The organism is Marinomonas mediterranea MMB-1 (genome assembly GCF_000192865.1).
In the GTDB taxonomy this organism is placed as follows: domain Bacteria; phylum Pseudomonadota; class Gammaproteobacteria; order Pseudomonadales; family Marinomonadaceae; genus Marinomonas; species Marinomonas mediterranea.
In genome coordinates this window covers 3,859,491-3,882,615 of record NC_015276.1, presented here as the reverse complement: position 1 = coordinate 3,882,615, position 23,125 = coordinate 3,859,491, and the positions used below count along the sequence as shown (strand labels likewise).

General features: G+C 44.2%; 20 protein-coding genes and 1 pseudogene. 12 read left to right on the top strand and 9 right to left on the bottom strand.

Annotated features, from left to right (window positions below):
- Nucleotides 1-107: 107 nt before the first annotated feature.
- Nucleotides 108-1,544, bottom strand: a complete 1,437-nt coding sequence (ntrC, locus tag MARME_RS17730) for a nitrogen regulation protein NR(I) (protein WP_013662644.1) — start codon at nt 1,542-1,544, stop codon at nt 108-110.
- A complete protein-coding gene (glnL, locus tag MARME_RS17725) occupies nt 1,544-2,626 on the bottom strand; it encodes a nitrogen regulation protein NR(II) (RefSeq protein ID WP_013662643.1) in 1,083 nt (360 codons plus the stop codon). Before glnL ends, ntrC begins: the two co-directional genes overlap by 1 nt.
- Nucleotides 2,627-2,747: 121 nt before the next feature.
- Here glnL and MARME_RS22325 point away from each other — a divergent pair, with 121 nt between their 5' ends.
- Nucleotides 2,748-2,897: a hypothetical protein gene (locus MARME_RS22325; RefSeq protein WP_013662642.1), complete on the top strand. Its 150-nt coding sequence runs from the start codon at nt 2,748-2,750 to the stop codon at nt 2,895-2,897.
- On the opposite strand, the gene glnA is transcribed toward MARME_RS22325, so the two are convergent.
- Nucleotides 2,894-4,300 (bottom strand): glutamate--ammonia ligase, encoded by a 1,407-nt coding sequence (glnA, locus tag MARME_RS17720; RefSeq protein ID WP_013662641.1) that lies wholly within the window; start codon nt 4,298-4,300, stop codon nt 2,894-2,896. The genes MARME_RS22325 and glnA overlap by 4 nt on opposite strands.
- 333 nt (nt 4,301-4,633) lie before the next feature.
- Here glnA and thiI point away from each other — a divergent pair, with 333 nt between their 5' ends.
- Nucleotides 4,634-6,085, top strand: a complete 1,452-nt coding sequence (gene thiI, locus MARME_RS17715; RefSeq protein ID WP_013662640.1) for a tRNA uracil 4-sulfurtransferase ThiI — start codon at nt 4,634-4,636, stop codon at nt 6,083-6,085.
- Nucleotides 6,086-6,602: 517 nt separating this feature from the next.
- Here thiI and MARME_RS17710 read toward each other — a convergent pair.
- The 5 genes from MARME_RS17710 to MARME_RS17690 form a co-directional block, all read right to left on the bottom strand.
- Entirely contained in the window at nt 6,603-7,376 is a 774-nt protein-coding gene (locus tag MARME_RS17710) for a 3-hydroxybutyrate dehydrogenase (protein WP_013662639.1), read from the bottom strand.
- A 30-nt stretch (nt 7,377-7,406) separates the two neighbouring features.
- Complete coding sequence (locus MARME_RS17705; RefSeq protein ID WP_013662638.1) at nt 7,407-8,768, bottom strand: TRAP transporter large permease; 1,362 nt, start codon at nt 8,766-8,768, stop codon at nt 7,407-7,409.
- 15 nt (nt 8,769-8,783) lie between these two features.
- On the bottom strand, nt 8,784-9,386 hold the full coding sequence (locus MARME_RS17700; protein ID WP_013662637.1) for a TRAP transporter small permease subunit: 603 nt from the start codon (nt 9,384-9,386) through the stop codon (nt 8,784-8,786).
- Nucleotides 9,387-9,476: 90 nt separating this feature from the next.
- The gene (locus MARME_RS17695; protein WP_013662636.1) at nt 9,477-10,535 is read right to left on the bottom strand and encodes a TRAP transporter substrate-binding protein; all 1,059 of its coding nucleotides are present in this window, start codon (nt 10,533-10,535) and stop codon (nt 9,477-9,479) included.
- Between the two features lie 279 nt (nt 10,536-10,814).
- Nucleotides 10,815-12,230, bottom strand: a complete 1,416-nt coding sequence (locus tag MARME_RS17690) for a sigma-54 interaction domain-containing protein (RefSeq protein ID WP_013662635.1) — start codon at nt 12,228-12,230, stop codon at nt 10,815-10,817.
- Nucleotides 12,231-12,438: 208 nt separating this feature from the next.
- Here MARME_RS17690 and MARME_RS22905 point away from each other — a divergent pair, with 208 nt between their 5' ends.
- Nucleotides 12,439-12,549 (top strand): hypothetical protein, encoded by a 111-nt coding sequence (locus MARME_RS22905; RefSeq protein ID WP_396627734.1) that lies wholly within the window; start codon nt 12,439-12,441, stop codon nt 12,547-12,549.
- On the top strand, nt 12,500-12,769 hold the full coding sequence (locus MARME_RS17685) for an allophanate hydrolase-related protein (protein WP_041647994.1): 270 nt from the start codon (nt 12,500-12,502) through the stop codon (nt 12,767-12,769). Before MARME_RS22905 ends, MARME_RS17685 begins: the two co-directional genes overlap by 50 nt.
- Nucleotides 12,770-13,016: 247 nt before the next feature.
- Here MARME_RS17685 and MARME_RS17680 read toward each other — a convergent pair whose 3' ends face one another.
- Nucleotides 13,017-13,310 carry a HigA family addiction module antitoxin gene (locus MARME_RS17680; protein ID WP_013662634.1) on the bottom strand — a complete coding sequence of 98 codons (294 nt, stop codon included), beginning with the start codon at nt 13,308-13,310 and terminating at the stop codon, nt 13,017-13,019.
- Nucleotides 13,311-13,485: 175 nt separating this feature from the next.
- Here MARME_RS17680 and MARME_RS22185 point away from each other — a divergent pair, with 175 nt between their 5' ends.
- The 8 genes and pseudogenes from MARME_RS22185 (at nt 13,486) to MARME_RS17640 (ending at nt 22,850) form a co-directional block, all read left to right on the top strand.
- Nucleotides 13,486-13,905, top strand: coding sequence for a hypothetical protein (locus MARME_RS22185; protein WP_013662633.1), 420 nt, complete (start codon nt 13,486-13,488; stop codon nt 13,903-13,905).
- A gap of 71 nt (nt 13,906-13,976) precedes the next feature.
- Nucleotides 13,977-15,350 carry a TolC family protein gene (locus MARME_RS17665; RefSeq protein ID WP_013662632.1) on the top strand — a complete coding sequence of 458 codons (1,374 nt, stop codon included), beginning with the start codon at nt 13,977-13,979 and terminating at the stop codon, nt 15,348-15,350.
- Complete coding sequence (locus MARME_RS17660; protein WP_013662631.1) at nt 15,347-16,900, top strand: efflux RND transporter periplasmic adaptor subunit; 1,554 nt, start codon at nt 15,347-15,349, stop codon at nt 16,898-16,900. Before MARME_RS17665 ends, MARME_RS17660 begins: the two co-directional genes overlap by 4 nt.
- Before the next feature lie 9 nt (nt 16,901-16,909).
- A complete protein-coding gene (locus tag MARME_RS17655) occupies nt 16,910-20,029 on the top strand; it encodes an efflux RND transporter permease subunit (protein ID WP_013662630.1) in 3,120 nt (1,039 codons plus the stop codon).
- A gap of 129 nt (nt 20,030-20,158) precedes the next feature.
- Entirely contained in the window at nt 20,159-20,506 is a 348-nt protein-coding gene (locus tag MARME_RS17650; RefSeq protein WP_013662629.1) for a copper resistance CopC family protein, read from the top strand.
- Between the two features lie 121 nt (nt 20,507-20,627).
- On the top strand, nt 20,628-21,452 hold the full coding sequence (locus MARME_RS17645; protein ID WP_013662628.1) for a copper resistance D family protein: 825 nt from the start codon (nt 20,628-20,630) through the stop codon (nt 21,450-21,452).
- 205 nt (nt 21,453-21,657) lie between these two features.
- Nucleotides 21,658-21,921, top strand: a pseudogene (locus MARME_RS21940) (transposase); the annotation flags it as partial.
- 140 nt (nt 21,922-22,061) lie between these two features.
- Complete coding sequence (locus tag MARME_RS17640) at nt 22,062-22,850, top strand: phytanoyl-CoA dioxygenase family protein (RefSeq protein WP_013662627.1); 789 nt, start codon at nt 22,062-22,064, stop codon at nt 22,848-22,850.
- The last annotated feature ends 275 nt before the right edge of the window (nt 22,851-23,125 follow it).

The following is a 23,125-nucleotide window of genomic DNA, read 5'->3' as shown; positions in this document are numbered from 1 at the left end:
TGATAAGGCGCAAAAAAAGCACAAAATTAAAGGAACCTTTCCATTAACTTGTGCTTTTTAGTATATTCGTTGATCAATCGCCACTTTTCTGACGCGTATGAAGGTGTTTATTCTTCATCTTGATCGCTGTTATCAATGCCTAATTCTTTGATTTTTCTGGTAAGAGTATTTCTTCCCCAACCTAACAAAAGCGATGCGTCACGGCGGCGACCTGCTGTGTGTTTTAGTGCGGTTTCAATCATGATGCGTTCAAATTTTGGAACAACTTGATCGAGAATGGCTTTCTGTCCGCTTGCGAGTGCATCATCTACCCAATTTTTAAGAGCGTCTTCCCATGATCCAAATGGCTGCTCGCTTGGTGTCGTGTTAAGCAATTCGGGTGGAAGGTCTTCAATCAGTACTTCGCGGCCAGATGCCATAACGATTAACCAACGACAGGTGTTTTCTAACTGTCGAACGTTCCCCGGCCATTCTAGGCGGCTCAGGTAGTTTTCGGTTTCAGTCGTTAGGATCTTGGGTTCAACAGCGAGTTCTTCCGCAGCTCGACTCAAAAAGTGACGGGCTAGCTTTGGAATGTCTTCTCTGCGTTCTGCAAGTTTTGGTAGGTGTATGCGAATGACGTTTAAGCGGTGGAAAAGGTCTTCACGGAACGAACCGCTTTCAACCAACCCTTCAAGATTCTGGTGCGTCGCAGCAATGATGCGAACATCTACTTTAACGGGCGTATGTCCACCAACTCGATAGAACTCGCCATCTGCCAGCACTCTTAATAGTCGCGTTTGGGTTTCTGCTGGCATGTCGCCTATTTCATCCAGAAACAGTGTGCCGCCATTTGCTTGTTCAAAGCGGCCTCGGCGTTGCGTATTTGCCCCTGTGAACGCGCCTTTTTCATGACCAAAAAGTTCCGACTCGATTAGATCGTGTGGAATGGCCGCCATGTTGAGGGCAATAAAAGGATTCGATGCGCGAGGGCTGTGGCGATGAAGTGCCTGAGCGACAAGCTCTTTACCAGTACCGGATTCGCCATTAATCAACACGGTGATATTTGAGTTAGCTAATCGACCTATAGCACGAAAGACTTCCTGCATGGCAGGTGCTTCGCCAATAATTTCTTTGCTGACTTCTTCATCGTCTTCAATCTCTGCGACTTCGAGTTCAGCAGGCATTGATTTTTTGTGATGAATGATCGCTCTTTTTACCAGACTAACGGCTTCTTCGACATCAAAAGGTTTCGGTAGATATTCAAATGCACCGCCTTGATAGGAAGCTACTGCGCTTTCCAAATCGGAATGCGCTGTCATGATGATCACGGGTAAATAAGGGTGATCATTCTGAAGTTTATTGAGCAGTGTCAGGCCGTCCATTCCGGGCATTCGTATATCACTGATAATGACACTTGGTTGTTCTTTATCAAGCAGATTGGTAAGAGACTCTGCGGATTCAAACAAGCGACATTGAATGCCTTCTTGTTCCAGTGTTTTTTCTAGAACCCAACGTATCGATCGGTCGTCGTCTACTATCCATACGGTATCTTGTGGCTGCATTAGTGTTCCTCCTTCTCGACGCTGTGCGTCTCAATAGGTATAAGTATGTTGAATTCAGTACAGAGTGGACGGCTTTTACACTCAATAATGCCACTGTGCTGATGAATAGAGGATTGAGCTATGGACAGCCCTAATCCCGTTCCGTCCGCGCGCCCGCTTACCATTGGGTAAAAGAGCGTTTTCATAATGTGATCTGGTATGCCGGGGCCGTTGTCGATAATGCTAATTTTACAAACAAGGCGGTGGCGTTTTGCGCCGATTGTGAACTGGCGTAATGTGCGTGTGATCAGTGTGATTCGTCTATCGTCATTTGATTCTTGAGACAGTAGCGCTTGCATCGCATTTCGAACCACATTAAGCAATGCTTGAATCAATTGTGACTCATCACCAATCATCTCAGGAATACTGGGATCATAGTCTCTATCAATAACGATCTCACCGTGTGATTCCACTTCGATCAGTTGTTTGACTCGTTCAATCACGCGGTGAATGTTGAGTTCTTTTTTCTGTGGTAACTGGCGTGGGCCAAGCAGTCGATCGACTAAATCTCTGAGGCGATCGGACTCTTCGATAATAACTTGAGTGTAGTCTTTAAGGTCTTCGTCTTTAAATGCTCGGCTAATTAACTGAGCCGCGCCGCGAATACCGCCTAACGGGTTTTTGATTTCATGTGCTAGGCCGCGGATGAGTTCTTTGCTGGTTTCGTGACTGGCAATTAAATCATCTTCTTGAGAGATGCGCTTCACTCTGTCGCGAGCGTGCAATTCTATGATTAGACTTTCTGTTGTATTGATCGAGCCCATCACTGGCGTAACTGTGTAATCACAGAAAACGGTTCGGTTGTCCGTCAATATGATTTTTGCTTCGCGTTTGGTGAAAGGGTGTCCAGAGACGATAGCGGATTTAAGTGCTCGAATACTTTCATCATCTTCTGTGAAAGCTGCACTCAGATCTTGCCCATAAATACGACGACGGCTTACGTGCAAAAACATTTCTGCAGAAGGGTTAAGGTATTCAATTTTCATCTCGTTATTTAACTGCACGACCGCAGTCGAGAGATGGTCGATCAACAAACTATGCACGGAACTTAGCCTCTTTTACATCGTCGTACTTTGAGTCTCAGGAAGACAGATAGATATTGGTTGCAAAAAACGAACCAACATTGGGCATACGGAAAGCCTGCTAATTATAGAGGTTTATCATATGGATAATAGTACGATTGCTCTTAATTGGTGCGCTTTGTTTGGCTGTGTTTTATTTGGAGCAAAAAAAAGCCCTGATAATGATCAGGACTTTTTTGGTCAACTGACGTATTTGTTAGCAGCTAAAACACTGCTTCAAATGATCGATTAAACGCTGTAGTAAAGATCAAACTCAACTGGGTGAGTTGTCATGTTTACGCGTTCAACTTCTTCAGATTTCAGGTCGATGTATGCATCGATCATGTCATCAGAGAATACGCCACCTTGTGTAAGGAATTCGCGATCTTCGCTTAGGCACTTAAGCGCTTCTTCTAGGCTACCAGCAACCGTTGGAATCGCCGCTGCTTCTTCTGCAGGAAGGTCGTAAAGGTCTTTGTCTGCAGCATCGCCAGGGTGAATCTTGTTTTTGATACCGTCAAGGCCAGCCATCAGCATAGCAGCGAACGCTAGGTAAGGGTTAGCAGTTGGATCAGGGAAACGTGCTTCAATACGCTTACCTTTAGGGCTCGCAACGTAAGGGATACGGATAGAAGCTGAACGGTTACGTGCAGAGTATGCAAGCATAACTGGTGCTTCAAAACCAGGAACAAGACGCTTGTAAGAGTTTGTTGAAGCGTTAGTGAACGCGTTCAATGCTTTAGCGTGCTTGATGATACCGCCAATGTAGAAAAGAGCAGTTTCAGATAGGCCAGCGTATTGATCACCAGAGAATTGGTTAACACCGTCTTTCCAGAAAGATTGGTGAACGTGCATACCTGAACCGTTGTCACCAACGATTGGCTTAGGCATGAACGTCGCTGTTTTACCGTATGCGTGAGCAACGTTGTGTACACAGTACTTAAGAACTTGAACTTCGTCCGCTTTCTTAACTAGAGTGTTGAATTTAGCACCGATTTCGTTTTGACCAGCAGTCGCAACTTCGTGGTGATGTACTTCAATTTCAAGACCCATAGATTCCATTGCGCCACACATTGCAGCACGAAGGTCATGATGAGAGTCAACTGGTGGTACTGGGAAGTAACCGCCTTTTACTGATGGGCGGTGACCCATGTTGCCGCCTTCGAACGACTTGTTAGACGCCCAGCAAGCTTCTTCAGCGTTAATTTCAACACCACAACCAGATAGATCAGCGTGCCATTTAACATCGTCAAATACGAAGAATTCTGGCTCTGGACCAAAGAAAGCTGTGTCGCCAAGGCCTGTAGACTTCAAGTATTCTTCTGCGCGTTCTGCAACAGAACGTGGGTCGCGATCGTAACCTTGCATTGTTGAAGGCTCGATGATGTTACAACGAACAATAACAGTTGGCTCTTCAGTGAATGGGTCAACGATAGTCGTTTCGTCTTGCGGCATCATGATCATGTCGGATTCGTTGATGCCTTTCCAACCAGCGATAGAAGAACCGTCAAACATTTGACCGTTTTCGAAAAACTCTTCATCAATAGAAGATGCTGGAATAGAAACGTGCTGCTCTTTACCACGGAAGTCGGTGAAACGTAGGTCAACCCACTTAGCGTCGTGCTCAGCAATCAAGGCAAGAGTCTTGTTTGACATAATTGTTCTCCAAAATGGTTTAAACGAAATTAATTTTCGATTTGGGTACGAGTGCTTCAAAAAGAAGCATTAATTGCCAAACAACGAAGCACAAGCCGTGCCAGAAATTTGGGCATAAAAATAAAGTGTTTAAAAACAGTGGCTTATGGATGTGCTGTATAGTATATGCACAGTTATTTGGCAGATTATCAAGTGTTAACTTTGTATTGTGATCCGTTTTGGTGCTAAAAAATGAAGTAAGCACTAAAAAAGGGCGTAAATTATGTTTTGTCCTGTTTGTGATATTCATTATACTGTGCGCCTTTTTTGACCAACTGCTAAAAATACCGCCAAATGAAATTCATAGTTAAATTCTTTCCAGAAATAACCATTAAGAGCCGTCCTGTTCGGAAGGCTTTTGTTAAGCAACTTCGACACAATATCCGCTTGGTGTTGCGTAAATATGACGATCACGTTGTGGTCGCTGGCAACTGGGACTTTATCGAAGTGCTTTCTGAAAAGGATGACATGAGAGAAGACTTCACCAATGCCTTGTCGAACATCGCCGGTATTGCGCACTTCCAATACGTGAGAGAGTTTGTTTTAACGACGCTCGATGACATTGTGGAAGAAGCCATCAAATCTTATGGTGATGCCATTAAAGATTCTGTATTTGCGGTGCGTGTTCGACGCGTTGGTACCCATGACTTCTCCTCTGTTGATGCTGAGCGTCATATTGGTGGTTGCCTAAAAGCTCGATGCGGCGCATTGGCGGTTCGATTGAAAAATCCCGAAGTGCTTGTGCCCATCGACATACGTGATAACCGCGTTTGGATGATCGAGCAGAGAGTAGAAGGCTTGGGTGGCTATCCTATCGGTTCGCAGGACTCCGTGCTGTCTCTTATCTCTGGTGGCTTTGACTCAACTGTCAGTTCCTACCTAACGATGAGTCGCGGACTAAAGACTCACTTTTGCTTTTTTAACCTTGGCGGTGATGCGCACGAGATCGGCGTAAAACAGGTGTCCCATTTTCTTTGGGATAAATACGGTTCAAATATAAACGTTAAATTTGTCACCGTTCCTTTTGAAAACGTTGTGGCAGAAATACTGACAAAAGTCGACAACTCTGAAATGGGCGTTATCTTGAAGCGTATGATGTTGCGCGCTGCGTCGGAAGTGATGGAAGGTTTAAACGCCAAGGCACTGGTAACGGGAGAAAGCGTTGCTCAAGTATCTAGTCAAACGCTCATCAACCTTCAAGTGATTGACCAAGTTACAGACAACTTAGTAATCCGACCGCTTGTAACGATGAATAAACAAGACATCATCGACAAAGCGATTGAGATAGGCACTGAGCCTTTCGCGGCAAGTATGCCTGAATATTGTGGTGTCATTTCTGTCAAGCCGACTACTCGCGCGAAAATGCACCGTATTGACCGCGAAGAAAGCAAATTTGATATGGCTGTACTAGAGCAAGCGATCAACTCCGCACGTGTTGTTTCCATTCAGAATGTAATGGACGATGTTGAAAAGCAATATCAAGGGGAAGTGCCCGTCGTGCGTATGCCTGTTGGTGACGAAGTCATTGTTGATATTCGTCATCCTGACGAAGCAGAGCGCAAACCATTAAAAGTATCAGGACGTCCGGTTATAAAAATGCCGTTCTTTACACTAGAATCAGGCTGGCCTGAGGTCGATAAGAGCAAAACGCACTTGCTGTACTGCGGTAAAGGTGTGATGAGTCGTATACATGCGTCTCAACTGCTGGGGCGCGGTTATGAAAACGTAGGTGTTTATTTGCCGTAATCGTTAACCCCCAGTTTTTAACGCAGTGACGCTGGGGAAGGCACGCATAAGTCTTATCAGAGAAACAGGCTATCACTTGTAACGAAGATAGGCTGTTTCTCTGCGAGCCCCAAAGGGCGCACCGTTTATCGAGTTAAATTCTTGATCCCTTTTATCCTTTGTTCACTTTCTTGCCGCCAGCGGTCGTATTTAAAGAGATGTGCTTAGCGGCTTGAAATGAAAAGTGTCGCACTTCGAACTTGAATTCAGGGGTACAGTAACCTCTGATTAGTTAAAAATATTTTCTACTATTACAAAGTAAGTAACTGATGTGACTAAATAACGGCTCATTATCAGTATGATTGAGCCGTAAGTTTAGTTCTTAAAAATTCTGAACTCGTTAGAGATATTAAATAGCAGTAATTAGATAGCTATAGTCCTTTTTTATGTACCTTACTGATTACTGCTAGTTTCCCTGTAAAGATTCGAATCTTCTAGGGGAGCCGTTTATATATACTTATAAATTTAGAAACTGTGTCTACTGTGTGGTATAGCCACCGTCGATGACGATAGCTTGTCCTGTCACTCCTTTTGCCGAAGGGCTGCTGAGAAACAAACAGTAGTCTGAAATTTCATCTACCGTGAGGAAGCGGCGTTGCGGTACCAGAGGCCAAATGACCTCCTCCAACACACGATCAAGTGAGACATTGCGTGTTTTCGCCAAATCCTCCAGCTGATTTCTCACCAATGGCGTGTCCACATAGCCGGGGCACAGCGCATTGATGGTCACACCAAAAGGCGCGGCTTCCAGCGCAGCTACTTTTGTTAGGCCAATTACGCCGTGCTTGGCAGAATTGTAGCCAGCTTTGCCTGCAAAGCCGATTAAGCCATTAATCGACGACATGTTAATGATTCGTCCATCCCCTTTTTCTTTCATCAAAGGCAGGATTTTTTTGATCGCCAAAAAGGGCGCGATCAACATAATGTCTATTAAACGCCGGTAGGTGTCTGAGGGGAATTCTTCTATCGGCGCGATATGTTGAACCCCCGCGTTGTTGATCAGAATATCGATATGGCCAAATTGCGCAATGGCGGCGTCTATCGCGTCCATAAATTGCGGTTCCTTAGTCACATCGCAGGCGAAAAAAGTGCATTTCTGATGGAATGCTGAAAGCTGTGTTTTTGCCTCTTCTATCGCCGTTTGGCTGAAATCTAAAATGGCGACATTCATGTCCGCTTTCAGAAATGCCTGAGCAATTTCCAAACCGATTCCACTTGCTGCCCCCGTAATTAATACTGTTTTATTGTTCATTTTTATTCTCCAAACATGAAAGCAAACGGGTTAACCGTAAATCACTTCGGGCAACCATAACACTAGGTCTGGAAATAAAAACACCAGAAGCACAGCTAATAATTGCAGAAGGACGAAAGGAATAACGCCTTTGTAGATGTGTAATGTGGTCACCCCAGGTGGTGCGACGCCTTTTAAATAGAAGAGCGAAAAGCCAACAGGTGGTGTTAAAAAAGAGGTTTGTAGTGCCAAAGCAAACAGCACTACAAACCACACCAAATTGAACTCCAACGCGACCACAACAGGCCCGACGAGAGGGAGTAAAATCAAGCTAATTTCTAGCCAGTCTAAGAAGAAACCCGCTACAAAGGCGATGAGCAGAATAACCGCCACAATGCCTGCAGGCGACAAGGGAATACCTTGCAGCAAATCACTAATGAATTCATCGCCCCCTAGCGTTCGTAACACCACGGCGAAAGCCGTCGCGCCCAAGAAAATACCAAAAACAAACGACGTCGTAATGGTGGTTTTACGGCACACTTCAGCCAACATTTTCATATTGAAGCGCTTGTTTAAAATCGCCAAAACAGTGGCACCAAACGCCCCAACACCGGCGGCTTCTGTTGGCGAAACAATCCCCATGAAGATAGAGCCCAATACAGACAAAATAAGTGCCAGTGGAGGAAAAACGGCTTTTAATGTTGACCAGATTAACTCCATCGATACCGGTGGTAAATTCAGTGGTGGTTGGCAGACTTTCGGATTGAAAATAGCAGAAAGAATGACATACACAATGTACAAACCGCCCAGTAACAAACCGGGAACCAGCGCGCCCATGAATAAGCTGCCCACGGAAAGAGAAAGCTGATCCGCCATAATAATTAGCATGATGCTTGGCGGAATCAAAATGCCCAAGGTACCAGACGACGCGACAATACCGCTGGCAAACGAAGGCGAATATTTTTGTTCTAACATGACTGGCATAGACAGCATGGCGAGTAGTACAACCGACGCACCCACGATGCCTGTTGACGCCGCAAACAAAATGCCGATTAAGATAACTGCAACACCGAGTCCACCTCGAAATCGACCAAATAAATTAACAAAGTTCACCATCAAGCGTTCAGCTACGCCAGAGCGTTCTAGCATCAATCCCATAAAAATAAACATGGGTAAGGCGACAAGCACCCAGTTGCTCATTTGGGCGTAAATCCGTTGGATTATGGTGCCGTATATGCGCCAATCGTTCATATAGTAGGTGTCCCAATCCAAAAATTGGGAGGACAAAACGCCAACAACGCTGAAGATAATCGCCAAACCAGCGAGCACCCATGCGACAGGAAACCCTGAAAAAATCAATAAGATAAAACTGCCAAGCATGGCAATGACTAATAATTCGTATGTTTCGAACATAATCTTCCCTTGAAACTAGCTTTTCGTGTGGCTTTGATGAATAGAAACGCCACGTAGAAAAGCGACACAGCGAAGCCAGCGAGAACTGGCCGCCATGACCAATAATGCCAGTGCAATTAAAATGAATGACTTGAGAATCCAGCGAAAAGGTAAGCCATCAAATGAAGGTGAGACTTCGTTCATTCGATAAGATCGCTCAACGAAAGGAAGGGCATAGTTAAACATGACAAAACAAAAAGGCAGCAGTAGGAGCGAGATACCAAAGGTTTCGATCCATATGCGTTTTTTCATCGACCAATGTTCCGCCAGTGCATCAACACGAACATGACCGTCGTGGATAAAGCAGTAAGACAGCCCCAGCATGAAGCCAACCGCATACAAGTGCCACTGTAACTCTTCTAACGCCACAAAGGTGGTATTGAAAAAATAACGCATTAAGGCATTGCTGACGATCAATAGCATCAATACCAACCAAATCCAAGAAACGTACTGCCCTATCTTTTCGATGGCATTTTCAAGCCATTGCGAGACTGGTGTGTGAGGCAGCTGGTTGATGTTGGAGTGTGATAATTTTGCCTCGATTTCAGCTAAATTTAACTCAGTTGATGGATCGGACATGTATTTCTCCTTTGATTTCGGATGATGTGCATCCAGTGAAAAACGTCGGCATCGTGTGATGCCGACTCACTTAATAGAGCTCAAATAGAGTTATTTCGTGTTCCAATCGCGAGGCAAATAGCCGAATTTCTTCCACGTGCCGTGCTCTTCTTGAAAGTCTTTCATCGACGAATAGATTTTGGCGAATTCCGCATTTTCAGCAGAGTGACGGGCCATCACTTCATCCGTAGCGTCTTGGAAGGCGCTGAGAATCTCAGGTGAATACTGGTGAAGCTCGACACCTTTCTCTTTGAACTTAGACAATATGCCACCTTGTAGCGCTTCAGATTTGGCCAACGACATGGTATTGGCGGCCACACAGGTGTTTTCTATCAAAGATTGCGTTTGCTTGTTGAGCTTATTCCAGTCATTTAGGTTGATGTAAAGGAACTGGTTAGTGGAAGGTTGATGCCAGCCTGGAAGGTAATAGTGCTTGGCGACTTGATAAAAACCAAGTTGCTCATCCACGGTTGGAATAGAGAACTCGGTGCCATCCAATACGCCGGTTTCGAGCGCTTGATAAAGTTCACCCCCTGGAAAAACGTTAATCGACATGCCGAATTCAGACATGATTTCACCGCCAAGACCCGCCGCGCGGAATTTAAGGCCATTTAGATCATCAACAGATTTGATCTCTTTGCGGAACCAGCCCGCGGCTTCTGGGCTGATGGTGCCACACAGAATAGGATAAACATCGTAAGGCTTGAACAGTTCTTTAAGCATTTTATCGCCGTCATGGTAATACATCCAAGCCGTGAATTCATTCGACTCAAGGCCGAATGGTGTTGCTCCGAATAACGCTGCCGCAGGGATTTGCCCCCACTCATACCCCATCCAAGAATAACCCGCCGAGACATTACCAGAGCTGACGTTGTCGAAAATACTCAATGCTGGCACCAGTGAACCGGGTTCAAAGACTTGCAGTTTTACTTTATTGCCACTGGCATCACTAAGCATTTTAGACACTTCAGGCATGGTGTCGCCAAGCGCTGTTAAAGAGGATGAGAAGGCCATAGGGACTTGCCAGCGGACTTTGTCGAAGTCGGCATAAGATGGCATCGCGAAGCTTAACGTGGTTAAACAAGTCGCTGTTATCAAAGCATTTTTCATGTTTTCAATCCTTTTATTTTTATTGTTTGTTCTTTTCAAACTGTAGAAAGCTGCATGTATTACATGCACGCCATATGGTGCTATAGTGCTGCCGAATGCTAAATCAAGAAAAGTGCCAAATTGATAAATTCTATATTTTTCATATGTTTAGAATTATTTGGCTTTTTTTTATGCGTAAAAATGATGTGGTTTTCCGAAAAATCGGACGCTTTTAGTCTAATTAAAGCGCTACTGGCTTAAGCTTAGTCCGAGAAAATAGACATCATCCGAAAAATCGGACTATATGCCGTGTTTATCGAGCTTTTCGTAAAAAGTGGATTTACTGATGCCCAACTTTTTGGCGGCTTTGGTACGGTTATCGCCACATTCAATCAAAGCGGCGTTAATGATATTTTTCTCTGCTAGGTTCAGTTGTTCTTTTAAGCTGCCTGTGGATTGAATGATCCCTTTTGACGTCTGATTTTTAGGTGTGCTGTGATCTGTTTGGGACAGTTGCGCTGGCAATAATGACAGCGGGATTTTTCGATCATGGCTTGTGTAAAACGCCGCTTCAATGACATTTTCGAGTTCGCGAATATTACCCGGCCAGTTGTAGGCTATCATGGCTGTCAAAGCTTGAACGGTGAGCTTTGGCGCACGTCGACCAGTTCTTCTCGACAGTTTTTGCAGGAAAAAATCAGCCAGTTTTGCAATGTCTCCACGACGCTCACGAAGTGGTGGCAAATCAATCGCCACGACGTTAATACGATAATAAAGGTCTCCTCGGAAGGCGCCACTTTCTATCAGGCTTTCTAATGGACGATGTGTGGCGGTAATCAGCCGAATGTTTAAGGGCATGGGTTGCGTGCCACCAACGGATTCGACTTCACGATCTTGTAATACACGCAGTAGTTTGGCTTGCATTAATAATGGTAAATCGCCGATCTCGTCGAGAAACAAGGTGCCGCCATTGGCCAATTGAAATTTACCCGGCTTGCCGCCTTTTTTGGCACCTGTAAATGCGCCTTCTTCATAGCCAAATAATTCACTTTCTAGCAAACTTTCTGGTATCGCGGCGCAATTAACTTTGATAAATGGATATTCCGCTCGATCTGACAGCTGGTGGATGGCGTGGGCGTACAATTCTTTGCCGGTTCCTGATTCGCCACGAATTAATACTGTTACATCACCAGAAGCCACTTGTGTGACCTTAGCGCTCAAAGACTTCATCACCTGACTGTCACCGATGATGTCATTTAGGTGAAAATTAGCGCCTGTGTTGAGTTTGTCGGAAGCGATGCTTTTTTGGTATTGAAAGTCTTGTTCGGCTAGCAGTGCTTTTATATGGCTGTTAATTTGTTTCCATTCATGAGTATCATGAAAAATCACCGTACCAACGGCACCAATGACCTCGCCTTGATCAACGATAGGGAGACGGCTAGCAATCATTTTACTGCCTAAAATCTTCTGAAAAGAAAATCGTTCCGCTTGGCCTGTCTGCACAGTAATGTGCATCCGAGTGTTTTCAATGACGTCGGTGACCTTTTTCCCCTTTACATCCTCCGCCTTCACACCAAGAAAGCGTGCATAAGGTCGGTTGATGAAGAAAATCTTTGATTGATGGTCGACAATAACGACCCATTCTTCCATCGCATTCAAAATGGCTTTATAAGTGTTGGCTGCCTGCGAGAGTTTTTCTAGTTTTTTTAATGACATTTCAACTCGGCTTTTTTGTTATTGGTTTTATTTAAGCAAACATGCTTATTTAAATAAGCCATTTTATCTTAACTAAGAAAACTAGAATTAAGAAGTTGTAAACAGTCAGTTTCTTCTGTTCTGTTAAAACGCGTGAACTCGCTTCTTTCCTAATGATCCTGATGACAGTTTCACTGCACACCTTCAAGGCCAGCCATTAAACTGGCAATTGGTTGAACGCGGTGCAACGCTAAAGAGCACAACCACTACCGCACCTTGTTACCGCATGTATGCACTGGCTGGTGGGCCACCATATCCGCCCCGGTTTAATGCTGGATGAAGCCAACGGCGCGGCTATAGAAGTAGAAGTTTGGTCCGTGCCAACTGAAAACTTTGGCTCCTTTGTTGCGGGTATTCCTGTACCGTTAGGCATTGGTAAAGTGAAATTGGCCGACGGCTCCATTGTTTCTGGTTTTATCTGCGAAGCTTATGGCATAGAAGGCGCGGAAGACATAACAATCTTTGGTGGCTGGAGAGCGTATTTATCCAATATAAACTAGCGTGAAGTAGAGCTGCACCTTTTAGGCCTTCCAGTCTATACAGCTCTGCACAGTCAAACCTATTCCATCCCTCGTCTTCTTACAAGAAGGCGAGGGATCATGCTGCCGGATATAAGTAGGCATTCATCCTAAAAAGGTGAGTCTATTGCTCGCTGATTAGTGCAAAGGTTTCAGTATGATAAAAAACTTCCTGTGACTTTAAATTGGCATCAATTCAATGCGTAATTGTGCGGTATTTTTTAATCGCCTACGCCATTGAAAAATTAACAGGATGGACGTTTGATAGGTTAAGGTGCTGCTTGGCCTGCCAAAGATCGTAGGCATTCTGCATGGCCAACCAACTCTCTGGTGTTCTGCCAAGCACTTTAGACAAGCGTAGCGCCATTTCAGGTGAAACCGCACTTTGCCCTTTCAATACACGACTTAGTGTGGACGAAGCAACACCCAATTGTTTGGCTAGAAATCGGCAGCTAAAACCCAAAGGTTCAAGATAAACTTCGTAAATAAATTCGCCAGGGTGTGGAGGGTTGTACATATTCATCAGTGATAATCCTCATAGTTAAGAATGTAAGCATTACGACCAAGAAGCTTAATCTCTATAAGTCTGAGCAGTATATTCTCCTCGATGAAATGAAGATGTTCAAAATTTAAGTTTGAGTTGCTTTAAGCTTTTTTCTTCCATATAGTATTTCGGATAATTGTAGAGAGTTTTATAAATGCCATCATTTGTTTTAAATAGCGTCAGTATATCAGCGAGAAAACACGGTTTCGTGTGTTTGTTGCTGTTTGTGCTATCGTTATTTTCAATGGCTATGGCAACGAACAGTATGATATCACCTTCTCCGAATATGATGTCTATGGAAGCGCATACCATGTCTGAATTATCAGTTCATCATATGTCTTCTGAAGAAGGTTACTCTTGTGTTTCAGCCTCTGCAGATGAATGTTCCAGTCTGACATCTGAGCATAATCATCAAAATTGTATGGACAATCATTGCAGTAGCTTTTCAGGCTTACTTGTCAGCTATCATTCTGCTTCCGACAATGTTTCTTGTGTTCATACGGCACTGTCGTCTGAATTCTACGTTTCTACCCACCCAAATACGCCTTATTTCCCACCTATATTCATTTCTTAAATTCACTGCTTCACATCAACGATGTTGATCACGTTGAGATTTTATGAATTTAAAAATGAGTATTCGAGCCAATGGCCAAAAACAATCTTTTGCCATTCTGCCATCTATTGCAGAGTGTCTGTTACCGTACATTTTTAATCGGTAAAACGCATCGTATTGCCTCCGTTTCTTTATTGTCGTTGTTACCACTTGTTGCGAATGCAGAAGCGCTAAGTCTTCAGCAAGCGGTAGACAAAGCCATCAATCAAGATGATTGGTTGATTTCCAGTCAGCAAAAAGAGAACGCCATTCGCGCCTTAGCTCAAGGCGTGACAGCATTGCCTGATCCAAAAATCAATGTTGGCTTATTGAATATGCCAACTGACAGTTTTGATTTTAACCAAGAAGCGATGACGCAATTTAGTGTGTCGATATCGCAGATGTTTCCGGCGGGCGATACCTTACGTTTAGCCGGGGAAAAGTACGCAACGCAAGGCGATCAAATGCCGTTGATGCGAGATAATCGTCGTGCAATGTTAGCAATGGAAGTGTCGAATATTTGGTTAACAGCATACAGTTACGAAGAGAGCATCAAGCTCGTGAAGCAAAATAGAACCTTGTTCGAACAGCTTCATGAAGCTGTGGAAAGTGGTTATAGCTCAGCATATGGGCGAGCCAAGCAACAAGATTTGGTACGCTCTGAACTGGAGTTGATTAAGCTAGATCACCGCCTTACGCAGCTTCGACAAGAGAAAGAAAATGCCCTTAAAAAGCTGTCTCAATATATTTTTCCGAAAATGGTCGATCACGACGCATCAGATCAAAGCATTACACTGAAAAACGCAGCGGACCCTATCTCGGGAACCTCGTTGAATACTCTTACATCAGATGCCCTAGCGGCTCATTTGAGTCAGCATCCATTGGTTCGTATTGTCGATGTTCAGTCCAATACAGCACAGATAGACAAGGTGATTGCTGAGCAAAAATACAAACCTGAATGGGGTGTTACTTTGGGCTACGGTTATCGTGGAGATGATCTAAGTGGCAAGAGCCGAGCTGATCTGGCTTCGATTGCGGTGAGTGTCAGTGTACCGATTTTTTCGTCACGTCGACAGGATGCTCAAGTGAAAGCAGCATCCCTGCAAGTCGAATCTTTTATTTCTGAAAAACAGCTGGTTCTGAAGGAACTCATGGCTAAATATCGTGTTCTGACATCTGATATTAACCTGCTTGATCAACGAATCCGTCTTTATCAAACCAAGTTACTTCCTAGTTACAGAGAAAGTGCGCAAGCCATGTTGAATGCATATACCAGTAATGATGGTGTTTTCTCAGATGTGGTTCAGGCACGTATCGCAACGTTGAACGCACATATTGAATTATTAAATATTAGTATCGAGCGCTTCAAGCGCTTAGCCGAATTGAATTATGTAATGACACAAAGTGAAGGAGTCAAACTCAAATGAAAGTAATCGGATATATCGGTGTATTTGTACTAGGTGGCGTTCTTTCGATTACGGGTTATCACTTTAGTTTTCAAGCATTTAATGTCATGAACGGGGAAATGAATACGGGCGCAGTCGTTACGGAGGATGAAAAAACGCCTTTATATTGGGTGGCGCCAATGGACCCAAATTACCGTCGTGACAAGCCGGGTCAATCTCCTATGGGGATGGATTTGATCCCTTTTTATGGTGATGATCAAGGTTCCAATAATCAGGGTGCTGGTACTGTGAGTATCTCGCCTGAAGTCGTTAATAATCTTGGCGTGCGAACAGGAAAAGTGTTCGAAGACATGTTGAAACCAGACATTCGTACAGTGGGCTATTTGGCTTACAACGAAGACAATATTATTCATATTCATCCCCGTGTTGAAGGTTGGATCGAAAAAAGTTTTATTAAATCCAATGGTGATTCAGTTGAAAAAGGTCAGCCTTTGTTCGATCTGTATTCACCAACCTTAGTGAATGCGCAGGAAGAGTTTGTTTTTGCGTTAGCGCGCAAAGACCAGCGCATGATTAATGCGGGTGAAGAAAGACTAAAAGCTTTGCAAGTGTCGAACCGTTTTATTCAAGCGTTAAAGAAAACGCGCAAGGTTTCTCAAACAGTGCGATTCTTTGCACCACAAAGCGGTGTTATTGATAACCTTGGAATTCAAGATGGTTTCTACATTAAACCTGGCACAACTTTGATGTCGATCGCGGATTTGAGTGAGGTGTGGCTGGATGCCGAAGTGTTTGAACGCCAAGCGCATCTTGTCGCGGTGGGGCAACCGATTGAAGCTGTTATGGATTTCCTACCGGGGAAGACCTTTGTCAGTAATGTGGATTTTATTTATCCGACGTTAAATGCAAAAAATCGCACTTTGCGTGTTCGCATTCGTTTAGACAACCCAGAGCAACTCTTAAAGCCTGATATGTTTGCCCATGTTCGTATTGAAACCACCCAGTCAGGTAAAAAACGATTGATTCCAAAAGAAGCTCTAATTCGAGGTGGCGAGCAAAATCGCGTGGTACTTGCATTGGGTGAAGGGCGATATAAATCGATTGCCGTTGAAACTGGTGCGTTCGGCGACGACTACGTGGAAATTTTAGACGGCTTGGTACTGGGTGATGAGGTCGTTACATCGGCGCAGTTTCTGTTGGACTCTGAATCCAGCAAAAGCTCGGATTTCAAACGCATGAATATAGACAGTGAGAAGGCGTCAATGCCTGACAGCAGCACTGAAATGACTGAGACATCAATGTCTAGCAATGAAATGTCAGCAGCAGAACCTGCCAACAATGTTTGGGTAGCTGCTCGCATTAATAGTATCGATGCGACAGCACGCAAGATGAATGTGGACCACGATCCTATTGCCGATTGGAATTGGCCAAAAATGACGATGGACTTTGCGTTAGCTGATTGGCTAGAAGTGGAAGAATTACCGGTAGGCAAAGACATTCAACTTGAGATTACGCGTGAAAGCAGTGTGAAGTTTATCGTCTCTGACTATTTTGACGCTGACACGGAGTAGGGGAATATCATGATTGAAGCGATCATTCGTTGGTCCATAAACAACCGATTCATGGTGTTGTTGGCTACTTTTATTTTAGTGGGCGCAGGCTTGTATTCGTTAAAAAATACGCCCGTTGATGCCATTCCTGATTTGTCTGATGTGCAGGTCATCATTAAAACCAGTTATCCAGGGCAGGCGCCGCAAGTGGTCGAAGACCAAGTGACGTATCCGTTGACCACAGCGATGTTGTCTGTACCCGGTGCTCAAACAGTGCGCGGTTATTCGTTCTTTGGGGACTCGTATGTCTACGTGATTTTTGATGAAGATACCGATATGTACTGGGCACGAAGCCGAGTGTTGGAGTACTTAAGTCAGGTCGCGCCATCCTTGCCCAGCAACGCAAGGGCGCAATTGGGGCCAGACGCAACGGGTGTCGGTTGGGTGTACTTGTACGCATTGATCGATAAAACTGGTCAAAACGACTTGAGTCAATTGCGCTCACTGCAAGACTGGTTCTTGAAGTATGAATTACAAACCGTACCCGGTGTATCCGAAGTGGTGCCTATTGGTGGCATGGTGAAGCAATATCAGGTAAGTGTTAACCCAGATAAATTGCGCGCATTAAACATGCCATTGAGTCATATTCAAAATGCTATTAAACGCGGTAATCAAGAAGTCGGCGCGTCGGTCATCGAAATGGCAGAAGCGGAATACATGGTTCGAGCGTCTGGTTATATACAGAGTGTCGAAGATATAGAAATGATTCCGCTTGGCGTCAGTGAAAGTGGCACACCGCTGACGATCAAAGATGTGGCAGACGTTGGTATTGGCCCACAAATGCGTCGAGGCTTAGCAGACCTAAATGGTAAAGGCGAAACCGTCGGCGGCGTGGTGGTGATGCGTTTTGGTGAAAACGCACAAAAAACCATCGAAGGCGTAAAAGCGAAATTGGATTCTTTGAAATCCAGTTTGCCAAAAGGCGTTGAAGTGGTGACCGTTTATGATCGTTCTGGTTTGATTGATCGTGCTGTGGAGAATTTATGGACCAAACTGCTGGAAGAGTTCCTAGTGGTTGCGCTGGTTTGTGTGGTGTTTCTTTTTCATGTGCGTTCTTCTTTGGTAGCGATTATCAGTTTACCTGTCGGTATTTTAACCGCCTTCATCGTCATGCATCTACAGGGTATTAATGCCAATATCATGTCGCTTGGCGGTATTGCTATTGCCATCGGCGCCATGATTGATGGCGCAATCGTGATGATAGAAAATCTCCATAAGCATATGGAAAAAGTCGAAATGACCAAGGAAAACCGTTGGCAGATTGTGGCCGCCGCAGCTGCCGAAGTCGGTCCCGCGTTATTCTTTAGTCTGCTGATTATCACCGTCAGTTTTGTGCCTGTGTTTACTTTGGAGTCCCAAGAAGGACGGATGTTTGGCCCGTTGGCCTATACCAAAACCTATGCCATGGCCGCATCGGCGGCATTAGCAATCACTCTTGTACCTGTTTTGATGGGCTACTTTGTGCGAGGTAAAGTGTTACCTGAGCATAAAAATCCTGTCAATCGGGCTTTGGTCGCTGTGTATATGCCAGTGTTGAAAGCCGTGTTGAGTTTTCCGAAAACCACCATTTTGATGGCGATTGCTATATTTGCCATTGGTATGTGGCCGTTAAATAAGTTGGGCAGTGAGTTTATTCCTAACCTAGACGAAGGCGATTTGATGTACATGCCAACATCGTATCCTGGGATCTCTATCGGACAAGCGCGTCAAGTATTGCAGCAAACTAATAAATTGATTGCGACCTTACCGGAAGTGAAAACTGTGTTTGGGAAGGTTGGTCGTGCGGAGACCGCAACCGATCCTGCGCCGCTGACCATGATAGAAACCTTTATTCAACTCAAGCCTCATTCTGAATGGCGAGATGGCATGACCAGCGACAAGATCAAGCAAGAGCTGGATCAGCTAATCAAAATCCCGGGCATTACTAACGCGTGGGTGATGCCAATCAAAACACGAATCGACATGCTGGCAACAGGCATTAAAACCCCTGTGGGTATAAAGGTCGCAGGCCCTGATTTGCAAGTTATTCAAGATATTGGTTTGCAGCTAGAGAAAATCTTGAAACCAGTTGAAGGCACTGCATCGGTTTATTCTGAGCGTGTAGCGGGTGGTCGCTACGTCAATATAGATATTAATCGCGCGAAGGCATCACGTTACGGGCTGAATATTCAAGATGTTCAAGAGCTTATCTCTTCGGCGGTGGGTGGCATGAATGTCACCAATACTATTGAGGGGCTTGAGCGCTATCCCATTAATGTACGTTATCCGCAGGAATATCGAGATTCACCTGAGCAGTTAGCCCTTTTACCAATCGTGACTCCGAATGGTTTGCGAATTGCTTTGGGGGATATTGCTGATGTGTATGTGGAAGAAGGCCCACCAGGGTTAAAAAGTGAAAACGCGCGTTTAAATGGTTGGACTTTTGTGGACATTGAGGGTGTAGATATTGGCCGTTATGTCGAAAACGCACAAAAAATCGTAGCAGAGCAAGTGCAGTTGCCAGCAGGCTATTCGTTAAATTGGTCTGGTCAATATGAGTATATGCAACGGGCAAAAGAAAAGCTGACCTATGTGGTGCCGCTCACATTGGCCATCATTATTGTCCTCTTGTATATCAACTTCCGTAATTTCTCCGAGGTGGCGATCATTATGGGCACCTTACCATTTGCTATGGTGGGCAGTATCTGGCTGATGTATTTATCTGGTTTCAATTTCTCGGTTGCTGTGGGGGTTGGCTTCATTGCGCTGGCTGGGGTGGCAGTAGAAATCGGCGTCATTATGTTGGTGTATTTGAATCAAGCGTGGAACGAAACACAGCGTAAATGTGCTGAAAAAGGCGTTCTACCTCGTGTTAATACGCTTTACCACGCAGTGCTTCACGGCGCTGGTATGCGGGTACGCCCTGTAATGATGACTGCCGCAGCCATTATTATCGGCTTGCTACCGATTTTGTATGGCACGGGAACAGGGTCCGAAGTAATGAGTCGGATTGCCGCTCCTATGGTCGGTGGTATGGTGAGTGCGGTCGTACTGACGTTATTGGTCTTGCCTGCGGTGTATTTTCTGTGGAAAAAATCTTCATTGAAATGAGTGTTTGTTTCAATCGATGTAAACGCGGCTTTTCAGAGTCGCACAAAATGCCGGTACAAGAGGGCTCCTCTTTGTACTCATGCAAACAAATATTAAGCCCAAAGCAATTAAAGTTTAAAGGATAACAGTATGAAAAAACTCAAATTCGCGTTTTCTGTGTTAGCAATGACAGCCGCTGTAAACGTCTATGCGCACGGCAAGATGATGGAAACTTACCCGCAAGATGGCGCGATGCTAATGGATCAAGCACAGCAAGTCGAAATGCATTTTCAAAAGCCAATGCGTGTGGTGAGTTTAAAAGTCGTTGGGTCGGATAATAAACCAGTGGCGATTCAATACGATCGAAAAGCCAAAGCCACAGAAAACTTTAAAGCGATGCTGCCTATGTTGACCCCAGATACTTACTCAGTTCAATGGAAAGCCATGGGGGAAGATGGGCATATGATGAAAGGAACGTATAATTTCATGCAGCATTAATGGTTTCCGATAGTTCATCTGGGTAATAGAGCGAAGAATAGCGGGAGGTTTTATGGCGTTAACGAATTGGGAAATTGCGTAATTACTGACACGTTGGTTGTTGTATTTTGGCGTATCCAGCGTGATTGGTGGTTTGTTTGCGTTTAATTTGTTGCGCCATCAGCCTGAGCTTTTGCGTCGTATCAAAGGGTATATAAAAGTCGGCGTGCTGGTCGGGAGTGCGGCCACAGTGGCGTATTTCTATATCTTAGTGGGTGCGACGATGGAAGAAGGGCTTTGGTCGATGTTTGATCCAGATATGGTCTCGATCTTTTGGGATTCTTCTGCAGGCAGCATTGTACTTGTCCGTTTGTTTGGTTATGCATCTGTGGCGCTGTCGTTGAGTATTCTTGGTAAAGTTTGTAACCACAACGCATGGCCGTATTCGTCTTTATCATTGCTAGTCGCTTTTTTTGGTGTTGCTAGCTTAGTGTATTCGTTTTCTCTTTCTGGGCACTCGATGAGTCAAGCTTGGTATTATCAAATTATATTTTTCATTCATATCTTAATCGCGGCTTGGTGGCTAGGGTTATTGTTTCCATTGTGGTTAGCGGTGCGCTACGCAATAGTTGAAGAGTCCAATATAGTATTAGAGAACTTTGGTAAGCTGGCAGCCATTGCCGTGTCGATTTTATTACTTTGTGGCGTCTGGATGAGCTATGAATTGACTGGATGGCAAGGTTTAATGTCATCCGATTACGGTTTTTGGTTGATGGTGAAGCTTAGTTTGGTGGCCGCTATTCTTGCGATTGCGGCTTACCATAAACTGCATCTTGTACCGCTAATTTTAGTTCTAGGTAATACGAGAGTAATTCAAAAATCTATTTTAATCGAAAAGATCGTTGCGTCGTCGATATTGGCAGTCACTGCTGTATTCACAACCTTTGTTGGACCTCCAATGCATTGATTAAAACGCTATTTCTGAATGCTTTAAGGTTGCGTACTGTAAAATTATCCGTTAGCCAAATGAATAGTAAATAGCGGATCTTGAAAAGGTGAAATATGAAGGTATTAAATAAAATCATTGCAACTTCAATCTTAATGTTAGTAGGTGCAAGGGAATCTGCGAATAAGTCGGCAACATCACCGACTCAAGCCAACTAAAATTCCAAATCAACCATGAACCTACTCTCCTTCGCAGATACCGAAAACGCCTTAGAACCCGCAAAGAACCTTTTCTGGGTCGTATGAATGAGCTGATTCCATGGCAAAAACTCGAATCTCAAAGAGAGTCCTTCTACCCGAAAACAGGTAACGGGCGACGTCCTTATCCGCTTGCGGCCATGTTACGCAGTCACTTTATGAGAAACTGGTACAACATGAGTGACTCCGTGATGGAAGATGCTCTGTATGAGATAACCTCTATGTGTTTATTCGTAGGTTCCTTAACGCATATCTGTATTTATAACTTAGTCTTAGAAAGGGTATTTTGAATTCAACGAAAAAGTTATTCCAGTTTTTCATCGAGCTCCAAGTGCTTGATAAAATTAATTTTTTCTATACTTTGGGAGGGGGAATGAAACCGATAGAGCGCTATGAAAAAGACGGATACGTTATTCTTAAAGGCTTTTTTAGCGAGGACGAGATCGCTTTGTTGGATAGGTATGTTGACCGTATTTACCGAATATGGCGGTCAGAGAACGAGGCAGCCATATTCAATCGAAAGCTGGTTAATATGCATTCGTTAACACACCCTGAGTATTTTCAAGGCAGCCCTGACCAGAGAGCAGAATTTTTCAATACGATTGCGTCGCAAAAGCTCACCGAAACGCTGGAGAACATCTTTGGTTCTGGCCTGTATTTTCATAATACGCAGCTCTTTTTTAACCCATCGAATAGTGAGCGTCTTCCCTATTGGCATAGAGACTCGCAATACAGCTCAATAGAAGATTCAGTGCAAAGTGATGAGCAACACCGCATGTTAAGTCTTCATATTCGTATTCCACTGATTGATGAAAAGGGCGTTGAGGTTGTCGTAGGTACGCATAAACGTTGGGACACAGAGTTAGAGCGAAATGTGCGGTTCGAGTTGAATGGTCATAACAACAGTGAATCGCTTCCTGACTCAGTGTTACTCGATCTTAAACAAGGAGATGTGTTGGTGTTCAACGCTCAAATGATACACAGAGGCAACTATGAGCTTAATTCAGAACGGAAGGCTTTCGATCTTTGTGTTGGTAAATTCCACCCTTTGGTATCAGGCTTTTTAGATCCTCAAGTGTTACCGACAGACGAAGAAATAGACAATATTGTTAATAATCAGTGGTATAGATTGGCGCGGGAAATTGCAGCAAAACTGAAATGAAATCTGTAGCGGTATTATACGAGTATTGTTCAGATGGATTAGGTGTCACCAATGACGCTTTGAACAGCGTAAAAATACAGAGGTAAGCGAGCAAGAAAGCAAGAAAGCTCATAAAGTCACGACAAAGAAACAGGGAAATCACATCATGAAAAAGCACACCCTCTACCCTTAGTTGCTATCATGCGTAAATAAAATATAACAATTAACGCCACAACCGCTTGTAATGAGCAATTGTGTCTGTGCTTTTGACCTTTACGTGTACTTTAATATAAAAA

Excerpts from the sequence above, each read along its gene's own strand:
- ntrC (WP_013662644.1), bottom strand. The coding sequence starts at position 1,544 with ATGCAGCCACAAGATACCGTATGGATAGTAGACGACGACCGATCGATA.
- MARME_RS22325 (WP_013662642.1), top strand. The coding sequence starts at position 2,748 with ATGGATAATAGTACGATTGCTCTTAATTGGTGCGCTTTGTTTGGCTGT.
- glnA (WP_013662641.1), bottom strand. The coding sequence starts at position 4,300 with ATGTCAAACAAGACTCTTGCCTTGATTGCTGAGCACGACGCTAAGTGG.
- thiI (WP_013662640.1), top strand. The coding sequence starts at position 4,634 with ATGAAATTCATAGTTAAATTCTTTCCAGAAATAACCATTAAGAGCCGT.
- MARME_RS17710 (WP_013662639.1), bottom strand. The coding sequence starts at position 7,376 with ATGAACAATAAAACAGTATTAATTACGGGGGCAGCAAGTGGAATCGGT.
- MARME_RS17705 (WP_013662638.1), bottom strand. The coding sequence starts at position 8,768 with ATGTTCGAAACATACGAATTATTAGTCATTGCCATGCTTGGCAGTTTT.
- MARME_RS17700 (WP_013662637.1), bottom strand. The coding sequence starts at position 9,386 with ATGTCCGATCCATCAACTGAGTTAAATTTAGCTGAAATCGAGGCAAAA.
- MARME_RS17695 (WP_013662636.1), bottom strand. The coding sequence starts at position 10,535 with ATGAAAAATGCTTTGATAACAGCGACTTGTTTAACCACGTTAAGCTTC.
- MARME_RS17690 (WP_013662635.1), bottom strand. The coding sequence starts at position 12,230 with ATGTCATTAAAAAAACTAGAAAAACTCTCGCAGGCAGCCAACACTTAT.
- MARME_RS17685 (WP_041647994.1), top strand. The coding sequence starts at position 12,500 with ATGCACTGGCTGGTGGGCCACCATATCCGCCCCGGTTTAATGCTGGAT.
- MARME_RS17680 (WP_013662634.1), bottom strand. The coding sequence starts at position 13,310 with ATGAATATGTACAACCCTCCACACCCTGGCGAATTTATTTACGAAGTT.
- MARME_RS22185 (WP_013662633.1), top strand. The coding sequence starts at position 13,486 with ATGCCATCATTTGTTTTAAATAGCGTCAGTATATCAGCGAGAAAACAC.
- MARME_RS17665 (WP_013662632.1), top strand. The coding sequence starts at position 13,977 with ATGGCCAAAAACAATCTTTTGCCATTCTGCCATCTATTGCAGAGTGTC.
- MARME_RS17660 (WP_013662631.1), top strand. The coding sequence starts at position 15,347 with ATGAAAGTAATCGGATATATCGGTGTATTTGTACTAGGTGGCGTTCTT.
- MARME_RS17655 (WP_013662630.1), top strand. The coding sequence starts at position 16,910 with ATGATTGAAGCGATCATTCGTTGGTCCATAAACAACCGATTCATGGTG.
- MARME_RS17650 (WP_013662629.1), top strand. The coding sequence starts at position 20,159 with ATGAAAAAACTCAAATTCGCGTTTTCTGTGTTAGCAATGACAGCCGCT.
- MARME_RS17640 (WP_013662627.1), top strand. The coding sequence starts at position 22,062 with ATGAAACCGATAGAGCGCTATGAAAAAGACGGATACGTTATTCTTAAA.